Raw genomic sequence first — 13,649 nt, 5'->3', positions numbered from 1 at the left:
TTTCGATGCGACTGGTCATCCGATACGTCGGGTTACGGCTGCGCCTAACCCGACCTACGCTTAAATTATTGCCATAGGATAATTGTTCGATTTTAACATAGGCCTGGCTTCATCCCGGCACGGGATGCCGGGATACAGTTTTTGTAGGTCGGGTTAGGCGCAGCCGTAACCCGACATTTCGATGCGGATTGGTCATCCGATACGTCGGGTTACGGCTACGCCTAACCCGACCTACGCTTTGAATTATTGCCATAACGCTCGATTGAATCGCTCCAATACGTCGGTCACCGGCTGTTCAAATAATTTGTCGGCGCGCTTAATGCCGCCCTGATGCTTGAAAATGCCCTGGTTTAGCGCCGCTTCGTCGACGATGGTAGCGGCTTTCATTTGTTGGGCAATCAGTTGCAGCCATTCCCGTTGCGGGGTTTTCCACGGCTGGCTATTGAGGATTTTTTCCAGGGCTTTATCAACACGCTGCTCCCACGGAATCAGCGCTTCGCCCAGCGCGGCCTGGCGGATAAAGCCGATAATGCGGGCGGCGATTTCTTCCTGTTTGACTTCACGCCAGGCGGTTTGCAGGTCTTGCTCGCGAAAGCGGTTGCGATCCAGCTCGACGGCCAGTTCCTTCAGGCTTTGCCGGCTTAAGGCCCAGGGCTTGTTGATGACGGTCTGTATCGCCAGCAGACGGTTGCTGTTGGCGTTGATAAAGTCTTTAAAGGCATTGAGGTAGTCTTGCGGTTTTTGGCCTTCGCCGTAGCCGGTGGTGATTTGGGTGATTTTATCTTCACCCTCATGAATCACGATGGGCGGGAGAAAGCCGTCAGCGCCTGTCAGTTTGGCGTCCAGCAGTTCGCCCAGTCCCGGATGGTTGGTAAACCATTGCGCCACTTGTTGCAGCGGCATGGTTTTCAGGTCTTTGGCAAAGTCGGCGGGCGGCTTGCCGACGAGGGTCTCAAATTTGCTGACCTGTTCGTCGGTTAAGAAATTCTTTTTTACCTGCAGCTTGGCGATAAATTGCTTTTTCGCCAGGTCTTGCAGGTCGGGGGCGGTCGTTTGCGTCATTTCCGCTTCAAGGTCGCTGAAGCTGATATCCACGTTGGTGACCACCGGTTTCATGGTGTTCACTTTTTCCAGTTGTTTGTAGATGTCCACCGCATCGTAAACGCGGAACGGGCCTTTGCCGATTTCCGGGCACAGGCGAGTGGCGCGGCCGAGCATTTGCTCGAACAGAATACGGCTGTTGACCCGGCGCAAAAACACCAGATTGCAGATTTTCGGCACATCGACGCCGGTGGTCAGCAGGTCCACGGTGACGGCGATGTTGGGCAGGCGGTCGTTTTTGTAGCTGCGGATTTTGTCTAATGGCTTGTCGGTGGTGCCGGTGATTTTTTGCACGGCATCGTCTTCCACTTCGCCGTGATAGGTTTCGATGGCGGCTTTAAAGGCTTCCACCACATCGTCGGCGTGTTTGTCGGTCACGCAGAACACCAGGGTTTTCGCCGGCGAATAGGGGTTGATGGCGTCGCTTTCGATCAGCCATTGGGTGACGACTTTGGTGAACTCCGGCGCGATGACTTTGCGGTTGAAGTCGGCAACATCGAAGTTGAGTTCATCCGGCGTGTTGTAGGTTTCGATGCTGTTGTTCTCGGCGTCGTAGACTTTGACCGGCTCGTTGACGGCATATTTGATGCCTTGTTCCGCCAGCTTGGTATGAATGCGGATCGGCGGCAGGTGGTCGTTCAGGTAGCCATCGAGTACCGCTTCGGTATAGCTGTAGGTGAATACCGGCGGGCCGAAGATTTCGGTGGTATGCAGCGCGGGCGTGGCGGTGAGGCCGATTTTGAAGGCGTCAAAATAGTCAATCGCCGCGCGGTATTTGGATTGGTAGTCTTTTTGATCGCGGAACAGGATTTCGGTGTCGCTGAGTTCGCGGTCAAGCAAATAACCCCGGTGGCATTCGTCCACGACGATGCAATCGTACTGGCCGACGCCGGGTTTGTTTTCATTATCGCCGGGGTAAAGGATACGCTTCACCACTCCTTGTACGGTGGCGATGTGCACCTTGGTATCGTCCTCCGGATTAGGTTTGGGGGGCTTGTTTTGCTCCATTCCCATGACATCAAACGTGTCGGCAAAAGTGTTGAGGTTTTCCAGGCGCACTTCGCAGAAATCACCGGTGGCTTGTACGCCGAGCGCCGAGCGGTCGACCAGAAACAGGATGCGGCGAAAGCGTTCGGATTTGAGCAGGCGGTACACCATGGCAATAGCGGTTTTGGTTTTGCCGGTGCCGGTGGCCATGGCGATTAGCGCGGTGTTTTTGCCCTGCTTGATGCTGCTCTCGACGGCTTTGATGGCGTTGACCTGGTAGTCGCGCAGTTTCAGATTGTAGTCGAACGCCATCTCGTCCAGCTCGGCTTCCGCCTGCTGGGGCGTTTGTCTGAGGTAGGTTTTGATTTCCTGCGGTGTGTACCAGCCTTTCAGGACTTTGCGGCGGTTGCTGTTGTCGCGCACATCCAGAAACCAGATGCCGCTTTCCTTTTCCAGTTGTTTTAAATAAGGCCGGCCATTGGTGGCGAAAGTAAGGGGAACTTTGAACTCGCCATAGTTGGTTTCAAGAGTGAATGCACCTTGTTCCTGCAAACCTTTGGCGTAGCGTTTGGCTTGCCCGATATCGTCGTAGACATTCTTCGCGCTCTTTTTGGCTTCAACCACGGCAACGGGGGTTAAGCCCATGAAGAGGACATAGTCGGCGGGGCCAGAATCGGTTGGCCATTCGGCAATGGCGCGGTTGGCGTTGGCTATCGGGCGGGCGCCTTTGGAATATCGGAGATTGACGCTATCGGCTTCCCAGCCTGCTTCGATAAGCTGTTCATCGATCAGAATACGGGTTTCGGCTTCGTTCAGGTGTAGTGTGGATTTTTCGACACGGCGAATTTGCTCGGCCTGTTGTTGTTTTTCGAGTCCGGTAAAAAACTTGAAGTATTCAATGTTGGCCACATCCATTTTGGCGCGGAATTGTGTCAGCTTGGCCTCGTGCTCTGTGGCGATTTGTTCCCAGACCTGGCTCTCGCTCGCCATCTGTTCGGCACGTTGCTTTTCGGCTTCGGCTTTTTGGGCTTCGATTTTTTGCTGTTGTTCGGCGCGGCTTAACCGGTCTTCCGCCGTTTTCGTTTGTTTTTGCAGTTCCTGTAGTGCCTGTTCGAGTTGGCGCACTTTTTCGGAAGGGTCTTGCGGTTTTACAAACGGCTCCAGTTTGAAACCTTTGGCTTTATCGCCACCGAATTGAGTATGAAACCAGGCGCTGAGCGCATGGCCTACCTGTAAAGCTTTAAGGGCATCACGGTGGGAGGATGAGGTAATGTCGTGGGTCGCAGGGTTGCCGAGTTTTCTTAAGGCATGGAAAGCATCTTTGACTTGTTTGTCCAGCCTGAGGGTGTAGTCCAGATCTCTTAACAGGTCGACCTGTTTGACTTCGCAACCGGAGTTTACTCCCACGCGGGAGGCGATGGTTTTGGCAAGTTCCTCGCCCAGTTGACGCATTTTGATCAGCGTGGTGTTGGGGTCGGGCACGAAACAGGCTTCGGCGGTTTGGGCCAATCGCACCAGTAACTCATCATGGTGTTTAAGAAAGTCAAAATTGCTAAGGATTGGATTCAAAATAACATCCCGATGTCGATTTTTTATGAGCCCCTGTGGACATGGGCATCGCTCCCACAGCCGTCCAATCCAGTGTGCAGGCAATCCTTTACGATCAATCCAGAGACATACCGCACGCAGACACCCAGGTGCTCTGCAATCCAATCGACGGATACCCAAGGTTCAAGCATGGTAGAACTCTGTGGATCAGCATAAGTTTCAATCGCCATAATTTAGCAGGTCAGCAAGGGCTTATCAATGTTCGGCAAACACCGCCTAATCTGATATGGCCGCACTAAACCGGACACACCATTTAAAATAATAGGCAAAAATACCGCTCGGGAATATTGAATTGTTATACGGTTAACTTATCCCATAAAATTGCCGAGCGGTAATATCATCTCGGCAAAGGACGCAGGCCGAATCGTTGCCGCCCATAGAAAAGCCCAAACCCTCACCCAAGCCGATCTTGCCGGGCTGGGACAAACCGGTACCCGTTTTATCAGTGACCTGGAAAACGGCAAAGGCACGGTGCAATTCGACAAAGTCATGCATATCTTGGATTTACTCGGCCTCGATGTCGTGATTGTGGATCGTAACCGATGAAGCGCCTGTCCGTTTATGCTGGAGAACATTTAGTCGTCCATAGCACTCAACCCGCGCTCGATAAAAAGCGCCTGATCGAATGGGTGATATTCAATGTCCTGGTCGGCAATATGGATGGCCATGCTAAAAATTTATCACTGATCACCATCGGCAAGCGAACCCGACTGGCCCCGTTTTACGATCTGGTTTGTACCACCGTATATCCCAGCTTAAGTCAGAAGCTGGCGTTCAGGATTGGCGGTGAAAACCGGCCACGATGGCTGATGCCCCGCCATTGGGATCGTTTCGCTGAAGAGATCGCAGCCAAACCGCAGTTTGTCCGCAGAATCATGGCTGACCTGATTCAGCGCGTCGAGTTAGCCTTACCGAATACGGTAACCCTGCTTCGATCGGCAGCCTCAACGCCCGACGAATGGCTGATGATTGAGCAAATCCAAGAACGGGTGCTTTCCTCTGTCGTACAGATGAAAACAAGGCTTGGCGTAAAACACTGAAGCGAGCCGGCATCAAAGATTTTCGCCGATATGATTTGCGCCATACTTGGGCTAGCGGGCCTGTAAAACAGGGGCGCCCGTTACATGGGCTAAAGGAATTAGGCGTTTGGAAGGATGTGAAGATGATAATGCGTTATGCGCATTTGTCTCCTGAACATCTTGCTTAGCATGCCAGTAAGATAGAAAATTTTGTGACAAATTTACTACACTGACATTTCAGGCACAAAAAAACCAGTTGCTCGAAAAAGCTAACTGGTTGATTCATTTAGTTTTGTTGGTGGGTCGTGTGCGATTCGAACGCACGACCATCGCATTAAAAGAGGCTTGGTTTCAGCTTAAAACGGCTGTATTCAGCGTAAATAAAGGGCTGGGAAAAAATCAAAAGCCGTTTAAAGCTAATAAAAACGGGTTAGAGTGGAAAGAAAGTGGAAAGAATGTATTAATTGGCTGCGTTTTCAAAAGCCTTCCTGGCTCTTATGTAATCGTTGGCGCAATCTACCCTTGTTTCGTTGTCTTGTACGTTATAGCACTTTTCCGGTTTTCTATATTGTGCTTTAAATCGTGCTTTTTCCTGTTCTGCTTCCCTGATTTCAGTTTCTCTTATTGCTCTGGCTATTGCTTCTTGTTTCTTTTGATTGATTAATGTTAGTTGTTGCTTTTCTATTCTTTTATTTATTACATCCGTTGTTCGATCTATAAACCATATATATGTTGGGATCATAAATGCTAATGTTATTAATCCCTTTATTGCTGCTTTATACAATTTCCTTTTTAACATTGCTGTTCTGCTCATTCCTAATACTGTCCTTTTCCCTGTTTTTCGCAAATTTGCCATTTTTTTAAAACCTTCCCTGCGGTTAACCAACCTGACCTAGTTTTTTTCTGGCTTCCTCCAGTTCCGGGCTGATTTGTCCGGCTTCTGGAATGGTCTGGCCTGTTGCTAACCAATAAGCGTATTCCTGCCATATTTTGGATATAGCCTGAATTTGCCAGCCATAAACCTTTTGTCTCTTGTTTTCAATATTGCTGATTTGTCCACTTTTTATCCCTGTTTTTAATGAGAAATCATCTACTGTTAACCCTAGATGATTTCTTAAATCCTTAAACCTTATATTTATTTCAAACTCGTCTATCATATATGTAAATAATACTTGTATTTTATTCATGTACATGTATATAATACATGTAATATTTAACCAGCCGTAACCAGCCACAGCAGGCTAAGGGGCCATCATGGAACAACAACAAATAATAGTCAACATAGAATCCGGGGTGCCTCTGATGCATCCAGACAAGTTTGCAGAGCAGATAGGCCGGACTCCGGGCGTTATTGGTGGATGGATAGATGCGGGTTATTTACCGACTGTAAAAGTTGGCCGCTACCAGCTTATCAACCTTGCCTTATTGACAGAAAACTTAAAGAAAGGGTTCGTTCTATGAATGCAATAACAAACACCAATCCTGAACAACTAATTATTGGCGTTATCGTTGATCATGTGTCCCGTAATCTAGTTGATGTTGAATGGCATATCTGCCAATCCGATACCTTGACTGGTGATTATCTCTTGGAACAGATAAAAGCATTTGTTTATCAATCTGAGCTTGCTTATCAGCTTGTATTTCCTTTGGTGGATCAAATATTGGAGTATGTTCGTAGCCTTCTTTTTAGGGCTTCCTTTAACTTTGGTGACGATCATTTTCTACTGGTTCTACGCTACATCCGGTCTGAAATTTCAGCTTTAAATAACCAATCCACTTTATTAGGCGCAGCATAAATGACGGAACAAAACTCAAATCATTCGTTAGGACCAATTTTGCCCAAACGTGGCAGTTCTGGTGATAACTCAGAACGTATTTACCGCACTGCCCTGGGTCCAAAGGATTACCTTCGGCTTGAAATAGAAGCAATGGACCGGGGCTTGAAGCCGTATGGCCTGACTAAATCAGTCATGACCTTATACCTTCATAAACAACTAATTTACATAAGAGACTTGCCTGAAGAACTCCAGAAACAAATAAACGCACACATTAAAGCAACACAACCAACGCGCGTAATTTAAAAAATGAAAGTGTTTGGAAGCGGTTTGAATCAAGCCAGTCGGAGCCGTCGTATGGGGTGCGGCGTCATCGTCACGAGATCCCGAAGCCTGTCAAGGGTTGAGCGTAGCGATCCCTTGACAGGCTTCGGGGCCGTGAAACGATAGCCGCTATCCATACGACGGCTCCGACTGGCGTGGTTGATGCAAGCCGGTTGGTGAGTCGGTGGGGCCATTAAAACAAGCGCGTAGCACATTACAGCAAGCAGAGCGCGCAGGCGAAAGGGATTGTAGTGAAAATCAATGATTAAAGCTGAATTACGGAGACTTAGCTAAAAATCTATGTAGCTTTAGCGGAATAGCATTTTTAGCTTAGTCGGAGTTATCAGCTTTAAACATTGATTGGAACGGAAAGCCCGGCCCGTAGGGTTCGCACATAAACGTAATTCAAAATTAATAACAAACTAATTCAGCCGTTTGAGCAACGGCCTTTAAATGCTCGAAACAATAAACAAAACCATTAAAAGAATAGGAAAAAATATCATGTCACAAGGCTTTTTAGGCGAAATGCAAACAACAGTCATAGGCAAAGTGGAATCACTAACTCGCTATGAAATAGATCCCTCCAGCAAAGGTGGTTCTATCTGGGTAACAAAACCCAACTCCGGTAGAAACCCAAACGTCCTGGGTAATGAAATTATCAAAATCAAAATGCCCTTTGAGATGTTCGACCAACTCAAAGCAAAGCAAGATGCCGGCGAGATCCAGTTCCCTACCATGATGGAAATACTCTGCAACATCGATATGGGCGGTCAAAACCGCGCGGTACTGTCTGCAGTTAGCATCAGAAAATATGTGGCCGATCCGCTGCCGGAACCCTCCAAGAAACCTGATACAAAAACGGCGGCTTAAACCATGAGCTGCGCTGAATTCGGTCCGACTGGTCCAGCTTACGAGCAGATCATCAGACCTAATACCCTGCCAGTGATGGCAACAATGCCGGTCAAGAAAACCGGTTCTTTTAAACAAAATAAAATGGTGTTTACGATGAAAAATCTAATGACAAAAATCCGTTCAAACAAATTTGCCCGTAAAGCTGCCGCTTTGGGTGCTACTGCGGTAGCGGGTATCGATTCGGCCTCTGCAGCGGTTCCTGCTGAAATTACCGCTGCTTTGGATGAAGCGAAGACTGACGGTGCGGCTATTGCCGCCGGATTTCTACTTGTTGTGATCATTATTGCTGTCGCTAAACTGTCTCGCCGCGCGGCTTAATCCCGAAAGGATAAGGGGTCATCAATGGCCCCTTTTTTAATATGTATCTATTTGACGGTTATTGCTACGAAACATTACAGGAAGCTGTAGACGCTGAACTTTCAGCTCCTGTTCGCGCGACGGAAACGGGTGCTGCAGTTCCTGTATCTTATGATTCTGGCAATCTTACCTTTGCCACTTCTAACGGCGGCACTTTCACCGTTGCCCGTCCTTATCCTGTCTGCTCTGCTGTCGGTTACCAACATAACTTCACGGGTATTTCTTTAGCTGATGCTAATGAAACATCATGGCTCGTTGTTGCTGTCTGGTGCGTTGTCTGGGCTGTTAAAAATGTTAAGCGAGGTATTTAAATGATCTCTGATTTTTACATTATTGAATTGGCTATATGTATTTTGGGGGTTGGATGGATACTATTCGGTACGTATTGATTTTCTTTATTATCTTTTCCATACCGACTTACGCCGATACTTATCCGGCAACGCAAACACATCGTTGCGGTTCTTCGCCCGGTTCTTCATATGGAGATGCTTGTCAAGCCGCTGCTGAATCACTAGGTGATAATTACGGAACTGTTAATGGCGAAGTTTGTACAGTTAGGCGAAATTCTGACAATGTTCTTTTGTCGTCGTTTTCGTGTTTTATACTATACACCTGTCCTTATGGCGGCACTTTATCGGGTTCGGAATGTATTAATGCATCTCCTTGTGAATCTGGATTTGAGCGTAATACAACTACGGGTCAGTGTGTACCGCCGCCGCCAACTTGCCCACCGCAAGGCGAAAAGCGTTCTATTGCTGTTTGCAAAACTGAAATTCAAGAAACTGGCGGTATATTGAATATTGATATAGATGGCGGCGGTTATCAGCATACTGCTAATTATAACGGTTGTGTTTATCATTATTCAGATGCCGATTATGTGCCAGAAAACGGCACACAACAGAGCGGTTGTTATGTGCCATCAGGTCAGACGCCGATAAATGGTCAATATAATATTTGCTGCTCTTACGATGCCACATCGTCTGGCGAGTCTACTACTGCGCCAGATAGCGCTCAAGATTCAACTCAAAAGACAGGTTCCACGCCTGTTGATGCAAATTCGGATGCGACATGTAAGACCGATTCAAAAGGTAATCAGGTTTGCAAAGATGCTCCAGTTACACCTACGCAACAATGCGGAAGCGTGAATGGAACCAAGGTCTGCGTTGATTCTGTGGATACAACGAAGCCGCCTACTATTAATGGCAAGCCTATTGATTTGCAGGGTAAGAATTGCGGTTGGGTTAATGGCGTTCTTAAGTGTGTAGGTGATACACCTTCTTCTCCAACGGTCGAGGGTTGCGTTACTGGTACTGATGGCCGTACATATTGCGTTAATCGTGATACCAAAACCACTACTGAAGAAACTACTACCACCAATCCTGACGGTACGATTACAAAGACCGTTACCACTAAAACTAATACGATTGGTGAAGATGACAAAACCACGACGACCACCACCAATCCCGACGGAACTAAAACCACGACCACAACGGGCGGCGACGGATCGGGCGACGGTAAAACGGATTGCGATAAATACCCAAACTCAATAGGCTGTCAGGATATATCAAAGGGCGACGCTCCTAAAGCTGACACTATACCAACTATTGATGTGCCTATTGTTTTTAATCCTGTCTCTTGGGGCGGTTCTGGATCGTGTCCCGCTCCCGGGACTATTAATCTTCACGGTTCTACGGTTGAAATATCCTATCAGCCATACTGTGATATTGCGTCAGCCATAAGGCCTATTGTTATAGCGCTGGCGTTTATGAGTGCAGCTTATATTGTCTTTGGTGGAGTGAAGGAATAATGGGATCTTTAGCAGGATTTTTATTATCAATTACTGGTTCTGTTGCCGCGCGTGTCTTGACCTCTTTAGGGATAGGCATATTCAGTTATGCTGCACTGACAACGTTTGCCTCTAGTTTAATCGCGTCCGCGCAATCTGCTTATGGTGGTCTATCTGGTCCTGCGCTTGAGATTGTGAATTTGTCAGGTGTGGGCGAGGCATTCGGTATCATTGCGGCCGGTTTCACTACCAGGGCTTCTTTATCTGCTATAAAAAGGATGAGGCCATTATGATTACATTAATAACTGGTGGTCCAGGTACTGGTAAAACTGCTTGGTTAATTGCCGAGCTGCTTAAGCATCGAGCAGAAAATCCTTATCGCGATTTTTATATACATGGTGTTCGCAATCTTCGCGGCATAACTCACGAAACAATTTATTGCCGGTCTCAGCATTGCGATATATGCCGTTCTCAGGATGAAAAAATAAATGACAGCCTGAAAGAAGGCAATCAGCCTGTTAAATTCGTTGAGGACTGGATGAAATGGAAAACACCAGGCTGTTTAATTATTGTCGATGAAGTTCAACGGATCTGGCGCCCAAGAACCGGCGGCAATCCTCCGGAATCTGTGGTTTATTTAGAAACTCATAGACATTATGGTCTGGATTTTTGGTTGATTTCTCAGGGGCCGCACCTTTTCGATAATTTCATACGGTTGCTTGTAGGCCGGCATATTCATCTGGTCGCTAAATGGTCAGGCCGCGCTCAGTATGAATGGCCTGAATGTCAACAGAATGTTCAAAGCCGATCTGATGCCGTTGTCAGGCCGTATTCATTGCCTAAACATGTATACAATTTGTATGACAGTGCCGAGATTCATACAAAGCAAAATAAGCGCGTTCCTTTGTCTCTCTATGTCTTGGGTGTCGCGATCCCCGCGGCTCTTTATCTTTTCTGGACTGTTTTTGCTTCTATTTCTGCGCGTATTGATCCTCCTGTGCCTGTTGCGTCTGCAGCATCTGTGACGAGTGCAAAATCTCCATTATTGAGTGATTTAAAACCGTCCAGTTCTTTAAATCTTGTTAATCAAAAAATCCCAGACTTTCCAGACTTCAAACCACGTATAGCCGGCGTTCCTGAATCAGCGCCGGCCTATGCGTCTTTGATTAAAGTCACGACTGTACCTATGTTGTCCGGCTGCATTAAGACTAAAACAGAGTGTAAATGTTACACCCAGCAGGCTACGCCTTATCCTACAACTGCTGAGTATTGTGCCGAAGTGGTAGCTGGTCATCGTTTTAATCCTTATCTTGAGCCTGAGCAAGCTTACCAGGTTAAACACTTTGATAAACCTGAAGCTGAACTTGATATGGTTAAACAGCAAGATAATAAATCGTCTTAATAAGCTGTAACGTCCTTGTATCACGTTACATAGAACAAAATAACAACTCTCATTAAAGCTGATAAAAGATGGAATATTCAGAACGTTACTCAATTGAATCGTTGTCTGCCGGATCTGCCCAAGATCCTCATGGTCGATTATTTATAAACAATCAGGGCATGACTGATTTAACTGATGTTGATATCGTCGGGGCGTCGGTCGATACCGTTAGACAATTGTTTTATGGATTGCCATTGCCGGCAATGGTGGAAAAACTGGAGCGTCATGCTGAAAATAAGGATGAAATTATAACGTTAACGGATAATCCTCTGTCCATGAAATGGCATTTTACCCGTATGGGTAAAGTGGCTCGTTACCGCTACAAGCTGCAGAACAATGATGAAGGCTTGGTGGTCCTGTTTGGTTCATACTTCGGCAAACTTGATGATGAAGGGCAACATCTGAAAGTAGAATTGTCCCCGCACTTTATTTCTCAACGGTCTGTTAAAAAAATATGGCAGCGGTTGCATGGTGAGTATGCTGGTCTTTCCCGTCTGTTTCTTTCTAATCCTGTGCCAAAAGGTGTTGCGGTTCATCTGGCGTGTGACTATCAAGGCTTTGATTTGCCCAGTGATTTTATTCAACACTTTTCCACTTATTCCCGAACGTTCCGGGCTTATGATGGGTTGGCTGAAATAGATCTATCGGATATTTCCGAAGCGATCGCAACCTATGGCGGCAAACACCAGGCGAAAAATTACCTGATCGGCAAAGCGGCCAGTGTGCAAATGTGCTTGTATGATAAAAGCTATGAGATCAAAAAATCCGACAAGGTGGATTATTTCACCCGTGAATGGGGAATCTACAGTCTGGGAACCTTTGATCCAGATAAGGTAGTTCGTCGCGTAGAAGCCCGGCTCCATCATCAGATTATCAGGGAAATCGGTCTGGGCTTAGGTGTTGAGCTGGAATCGTTCGAGCAGGTCGAGCAATATTTAACCGATATCTGGCGTTATGCCCTGGAGCGGAACCGGTTAATGATGGATCAGAAAATCTTACATCCGTTCTGGCAACTGCTCATGCAAGATGTTTATTTCTATGTGCCGGCAAAGGATCTCGCTATCTGCAGAAAAAAAAAGCAAGCCGTTGATCCGATCGCTCGGAATATATCTTCAGTGATCGGTAATCTGGTGTCTATTTATGCTCGTCAGGGATTAAAAACGGGAACCGTGATGGCTCAACTAAAACTGCTGCGCTGTTATCCTGAAATAGTCCGTTACTATCGATCCCGCGGGCTTAATGAGGATGATCTCCGGCAAACGGTAGAACGGGGGCTTAATTTGCGCCGTCTTGTTGGGAAGGCGGCGTAAATGTCGATTAGAAAGACCGATGGCAAATACAAGCTTGATATCCGTCCTAATGGCATAAAAGGCAAACGGATCATTAAACTGTTCGATACTAAAGCCCAAGCCATGCAGTATCAAAATCAGCTTCTTTCAGGTCGATTGGATACCCAGGGCGAACAGCCCTTTGTTGATAATCGACAATTAAATGAATTAATCCATATTTGGTATGACTTGCATGGTAGAAGTCTGAAATCGGCATCCGATACTAAAAACCGGCTTTTGAAGCTGTCGGAACTCTTGGGTAATCCTGCGGCTAGATCGATCAATCCTGAATCACTGGCACAATACAGAAAAACCAGATTGGATGCCGGTATTTCTCCGGCCACTCTGAATCGGGAACTGATTACCTTAAAAGCACTGTTTAGGGAACTTAAAAGGCTGGCCGTGATTGAATACGATTCTCCTCTTCTGGTTGTTCGCAAGCTGCGGGAAGAAAAAACTGAGTTGTCATATCTGACTGATGCCCAGATAAAGGAATTAATGAGCCAGGCTGAATTAAGCAAAAATGAAAGTCTACCCTTTGTTGTTTTGATCTGCCTGGTAACGGGTGCAAGATGGTCTGAAGCTGAAGGCTTGACTGCTGCCAATTGCATTAACCAGGGCTTTCAATTTGTCGATACCAAGAACGGTCAATCCCGGTTTGTTCCGGTTGAAAAATCTGTTTTCCTGCAGGTAAAAAATCGGCTCAGTCAAAAGCCTTTCCAGTCTTGTTACAGTGCCTATCGATCTGCCTTTAAGCGTACCGGTTTTAAAGTCCCTAATGGCCAGCTTGCGCACATCCTCCGCCATACATTCGCGAGTCACTTCGTCATGAAAGGCGGTAATATTGTTGCGCTGCAAAAGATCCTGGGGCACTCAAGTTTGAACATTACCATGAGATATTCCCACTTGGCTCCAGATTATCTTCTTCAGGCGGTTGAACTCAATCCTCTGGCTGAGTCCTTGAATAACCTTGTACCAGGTTAAGGTTATTTAATGGAAAATGATAAAAAG

17 protein-coding genes are annotated in these 13,649 nt (G+C 46.8%); 14 read left to right on the top strand and 3 right to left on the bottom strand.

Features of this window, described 5'->3' with window-relative positions; all coding sequences use genetic code 11:
- Positions 1-243: 243 nt before the first annotated feature.
- Positions 244-3,657 (bottom strand): type I restriction-modification system endonuclease, encoded by a 3,414-nt coding sequence (hsdR, locus tag V2P20_RS07670; protein ID WP_331817640.1) that lies wholly within the window; start codon positions 3,655-3,657, stop codon positions 244-246.
- A 360-nt stretch (positions 3,658-4,017) separates the two neighbouring features.
- On the opposite strand from hsdR, the gene V2P20_RS07665 reads away from it, so the two are divergent.
- The 3 genes from V2P20_RS07665 to V2P20_RS07655 are packed head-to-tail and all read left to right on the top strand — an operon-like array spanning position 4,018 to position 4,903.
- Complete coding sequence (locus V2P20_RS07665; protein ID WP_331817639.1) at positions 4,018-4,242, top strand: helix-turn-helix transcriptional regulator; 225 nt, start codon at positions 4,018-4,020, stop codon at positions 4,240-4,242.
- Positions 4,239-4,736: a HipA domain-containing protein gene (locus V2P20_RS07660; protein ID WP_331817638.1), complete on the top strand. Its 498-nt coding sequence runs from the start codon at positions 4,239-4,241 to the stop codon at positions 4,734-4,736. The genes V2P20_RS07665 and V2P20_RS07660 overlap by 4 nt, the downstream gene beginning before the upstream one ends.
- Positions 4,733-4,903 (top strand): tyrosine-type recombinase/integrase, encoded by a 171-nt coding sequence (locus V2P20_RS07655; protein ID WP_331817658.1) that lies wholly within the window; start codon positions 4,733-4,735, stop codon positions 4,901-4,903. The genes V2P20_RS07660 and V2P20_RS07655 overlap by 4 nt, the downstream gene beginning before the upstream one ends.
- Before the next feature lie 272 nt (positions 4,904-5,175).
- On the opposite strand, the gene V2P20_RS07650 is transcribed toward V2P20_RS07655, so the two are convergent.
- Positions 5,176-5,529 (bottom strand): hypothetical protein, encoded by a 354-nt coding sequence (locus tag V2P20_RS07650; RefSeq protein ID WP_331817637.1) that lies wholly within the window; start codon positions 5,527-5,529, stop codon positions 5,176-5,178.
- Between the two features lie 64 nt (positions 5,530-5,593).
- Positions 5,594-5,902 carry a helix-turn-helix transcriptional regulator gene (locus tag V2P20_RS07645; protein WP_331817636.1) on the bottom strand — a complete coding sequence of 103 codons (309 nt, stop codon included), beginning with the start codon at positions 5,900-5,902 and terminating at the stop codon, positions 5,594-5,596.
- 67 nt (positions 5,903-5,969) lie between these two features.
- On the opposite strand from V2P20_RS07645, the gene V2P20_RS07640 reads away from it, so the two are divergent.
- The 11 genes from V2P20_RS07640 to V2P20_RS07590 all read left to right on the top strand — a co-directional run bounded on the left by V2P20_RS07640 (position 5,970) and on the right by V2P20_RS07590 (position 13,622).
- Positions 5,970-6,176 (top strand): hypothetical protein, encoded by a 207-nt coding sequence (locus tag V2P20_RS07640; RefSeq protein WP_331817635.1) that lies wholly within the window; start codon positions 5,970-5,972, stop codon positions 6,174-6,176.
- On the top strand, positions 6,173-6,511 hold the full coding sequence (locus V2P20_RS07635) for a hypothetical protein (protein WP_331817634.1): 339 nt from the start codon (positions 6,173-6,175) through the stop codon (positions 6,509-6,511). Before V2P20_RS07640 ends, V2P20_RS07635 begins: the two co-directional genes overlap by 4 nt.
- Positions 6,512-6,796 carry a hypothetical protein gene (locus V2P20_RS07630; protein ID WP_331817633.1) on the top strand — a complete coding sequence of 95 codons (285 nt, stop codon included), beginning with the start codon at positions 6,512-6,514 and terminating at the stop codon, positions 6,794-6,796.
- Positions 6,797-7,267: 471 nt separating this feature from the next.
- Positions 7,268-7,684: a hypothetical protein gene (locus V2P20_RS07625; RefSeq protein ID WP_331817632.1), complete on the top strand. Its 417-nt coding sequence runs from the start codon at positions 7,268-7,270 to the stop codon at positions 7,682-7,684.
- 3 nt (positions 7,685-7,687) lie between these two features.
- Positions 7,688-8,044: a major capsid protein gene (locus V2P20_RS07620; protein ID WP_331817631.1), complete on the top strand. Its 357-nt coding sequence runs from the start codon at positions 7,688-7,690 to the stop codon at positions 8,042-8,044.
- A gap of 41 nt (positions 8,045-8,085) precedes the next feature.
- Positions 8,086-8,394 carry a hypothetical protein gene (locus tag V2P20_RS07615; protein WP_331817630.1) on the top strand — a complete coding sequence of 103 codons (309 nt, stop codon included), beginning with the start codon at positions 8,086-8,088 and terminating at the stop codon, positions 8,392-8,394.
- A gap of 53 nt (positions 8,395-8,447) precedes the next feature.
- Positions 8,448-9,890 (top strand): virulence factor TspB C-terminal domain-related protein, encoded by a 1,443-nt coding sequence (locus V2P20_RS07610; protein WP_331817629.1) that lies wholly within the window; start codon positions 8,448-8,450, stop codon positions 9,888-9,890.
- The gene (locus V2P20_RS07605) at positions 9,890-10,162 is read left to right on the top strand and encodes a DUF2523 domain-containing protein (RefSeq protein WP_331817628.1); all 273 of its coding nucleotides are present in this window, start codon (positions 9,890-9,892) and stop codon (positions 10,160-10,162) included. Before V2P20_RS07610 ends, V2P20_RS07605 begins: the two co-directional genes overlap by 1 nt.
- Positions 10,159-11,271, top strand: a complete 1,113-nt coding sequence (locus V2P20_RS07600) for a zonular occludens toxin domain-containing protein (RefSeq protein WP_331817627.1) — start codon at positions 10,159-10,161, stop codon at positions 11,269-11,271. The genes V2P20_RS07605 and V2P20_RS07600 overlap by 4 nt, the downstream gene beginning before the upstream one ends.
- 68 nt (positions 11,272-11,339) lie before the next feature.
- A complete protein-coding gene (locus V2P20_RS07595) occupies positions 11,340-12,620 on the top strand; it encodes a hypothetical protein (RefSeq protein ID WP_331817626.1) in 1,281 nt (426 codons plus the stop codon).
- A complete protein-coding gene (locus tag V2P20_RS07590; RefSeq protein ID WP_331817625.1) occupies positions 12,621-13,622 on the top strand; it encodes a tyrosine-type recombinase/integrase in 1,002 nt (333 codons plus the stop codon).
- The last annotated feature ends 27 nt before the right edge of the window (positions 13,623-13,649 follow it).

This window comes from Methylobacter sp. Wu1 (assembly GCF_036553575.1).
Classification (GTDB): domain Bacteria; phylum Pseudomonadota; class Gammaproteobacteria; order Methylococcales; family Methylomonadaceae; genus Methylobacter.
The sequence above is the reverse complement of the archived record's forward strand: the minus strand, read 5'-3'. Positions and strand labels throughout refer to the sequence as shown.

Coding starts and splice junctions, on each gene's coding strand:
- V2P20_RS07600 (WP_331817627.1), top strand. CDS start 10,159: ATGATTACATTAATAACTGGTGGTCCAGGTACTGGTAAAACTGCTTGG.
- V2P20_RS07630 (WP_331817633.1), top strand. CDS start 6,512: ATGACGGAACAAAACTCAAATCATTCGTTAGGACCAATTTTGCCCAAA.
- V2P20_RS07660 (WP_331817638.1), top strand. CDS start 4,239: ATGAAGCGCCTGTCCGTTTATGCTGGAGAACATTTAGTCGTCCATAGC.
- V2P20_RS07605 (WP_331817628.1), top strand. CDS start 9,890: ATGGGATCTTTAGCAGGATTTTTATTATCAATTACTGGTTCTGTTGCC.
- V2P20_RS07590 (WP_331817625.1), top strand. CDS start 12,621: ATGTCGATTAGAAAGACCGATGGCAAATACAAGCTTGATATCCGTCCT.
- V2P20_RS07645 (WP_331817636.1), bottom strand. CDS start 5,902: ATGAATAAAATACAAGTATTATTTACATATATGATAGACGAGTTTGAA.
- V2P20_RS07625 (WP_331817632.1), top strand. CDS start 7,268: ATGCTCGAAACAATAAACAAAACCATTAAAAGAATAGGAAAAAATATC.
- V2P20_RS07650 (WP_331817637.1), bottom strand. CDS start 5,529: ATGAGCAGAACAGCAATGTTAAAAAGGAAATTGTATAAAGCAGCAATA.
- V2P20_RS07640 (WP_331817635.1), top strand. CDS start 5,970: ATGGAACAACAACAAATAATAGTCAACATAGAATCCGGGGTGCCTCTG.
- V2P20_RS07635 (WP_331817634.1), top strand. CDS start 6,173: ATGAATGCAATAACAAACACCAATCCTGAACAACTAATTATTGGCGTT.
- V2P20_RS07610 (WP_331817629.1), top strand. CDS start 8,448: ATGGATACTATTCGGTACGTATTGATTTTCTTTATTATCTTTTCCATA.
- V2P20_RS07620 (WP_331817631.1), top strand. CDS start 7,688: ATGAGCTGCGCTGAATTCGGTCCGACTGGTCCAGCTTACGAGCAGATC.
- V2P20_RS07595 (WP_331817626.1), top strand. CDS start 11,340: ATGGAATATTCAGAACGTTACTCAATTGAATCGTTGTCTGCCGGATCT.
- V2P20_RS07615 (WP_331817630.1), top strand. CDS start 8,086: ATGTATCTATTTGACGGTTATTGCTACGAAACATTACAGGAAGCTGTA.